Source organism: Gordonia sp. NPDC127522 (genome assembly GCF_042672305.1).
Lineage (GTDB): Bacteria > Actinomycetota > Actinomycetes > Mycobacteriales > Mycobacteriaceae > Gordonia > Gordonia hongkongensis.
The window spans coordinates 1-1,286 of the sequence record NZ_JBHXVK010000046.1 but is presented as its reverse complement, the minus strand read 5'-3'; the positions used below and the strand labels follow the sequence as shown (position 1 = coordinate 1,286).

General features: G+C 63.2%; 1 protein-coding gene. It reads left to right on the top strand.

Going from position 1 to position 1,286, the window contains the following annotated elements; translation table 11 throughout:
- Positions 1-82 precede the first annotated feature (82 nt).
- A protein-coding gene (locus tag ACFVHY_RS24445; RefSeq protein ID WP_390275960.1) for an IS3 family transposase occupies positions 83-1,227 on the top strand; the annotation gives its coding sequence in 2 pieces (ribosomal slippage) (positions 83-350 and positions 350-1,227; 1,146 coding nt in all).
- Positions 1,228-1,286 lie beyond the last annotated feature (59 nt).

Here is a 1,286-nt window from a genome sequence, read left to right as displayed (position 1 = left end):
TGGCGTGTCCCCCGTGAACCGGTCCGGGTGGTTCTAGAGTCCTGATTGCCCTGTTGAGGGCGGAGAAGGGACGATAGGGATCATGGCGGGACGGAAGCGTCACTCGGCTGAGGACATCGTGCGCAAGTTGCGCCGAGCCGATGAACTGGCGGCCGAGGGCAAGAACGGCGAGGAGATCGCCGCCGACCTCGAGGTGTCTGCGGCCACCTTGTACAACTGGCGCCGCCAGTACGGCGGTATGGACGCTGATGCCGCCAAGGAACTCAAGGAGCTACGCGAGCAGAACGGCCGGCTCAAGCGCCTGCTCGCCGACGCCGAGTTGGAGAAAGACGCGCTGCGGGAGATCGCCAAGGGAAAATTCTGAGCCCGACCGCCAAACGCGCCGCGATCGACATGCTCAAAGACGTGATGAACATGTCAGAACGCAAGGCGTGCAGGGTAGTTGGGCTTGCTCGTTCAGCGTATCGTCAACTGCCGCAAGCGCACACCCCGGCTGACCCGGATGCTGGCCTGCGCCAGCAGCTACGAACCTACGCCCGTCAGAACCCTCGCCACGGGTTCCGGCGGGCGTGGGCGCACCTGCGGTTCGACGACGGTATCGAGGTGAACAAGAAGAAGGTGCATCGGCTGTGGACGGAGGAGGGCCTGCAGGTGCGCCGGGCGCCGCGGCGCAAACGAGCCGGGCAATCGTCAGTGCCGATCGTGGCGGCGGATGCGCCGAAGGTGGTGTGGGCATTGGACTTTCAGTTTGACTCGACCGTGGATGGCAAGAAGGTCAAGATCGCATCAATGGTCGATGAACACACCCGGATGTCGTTGCTCAACATCGTGGATCGCTCGATCACCGCCGACCGGTTGGTCGAGGAATTGGAGAAGACCTTCGCGATCTGGGGTGGCCCACCCATGGTGCTACGCATGGACAACGGCCCTGAGTTCATCTCAGAGGCGCTCCAGGCGTTCTGTGCAGGGTCGGTAGGCATCTCCTATATTCCGCCCGGCACGCCGTGGAACAACGGGTTCATCGAATCGTTCAACAACCGGCTTCGCGACGAGTGCCTGAACCGCAACTGCTGGCCCACCCTGCTCGAAGCTCGCGTGGTGATCGACGATTTCAAAGACGACCACAACCACCGGCACCGCCACTCGGCGCTGGGCTACCAGACCCCGGCCGAGTACGCTGCCCGATGCACCCACCAGCACCACCCTGTGGGCTGCGAGATCGACTGACCGACAGCTAGAAGAAACTGGCTCTAGAACTGCCTGGACCGGCTATCGGGGACCTGCCA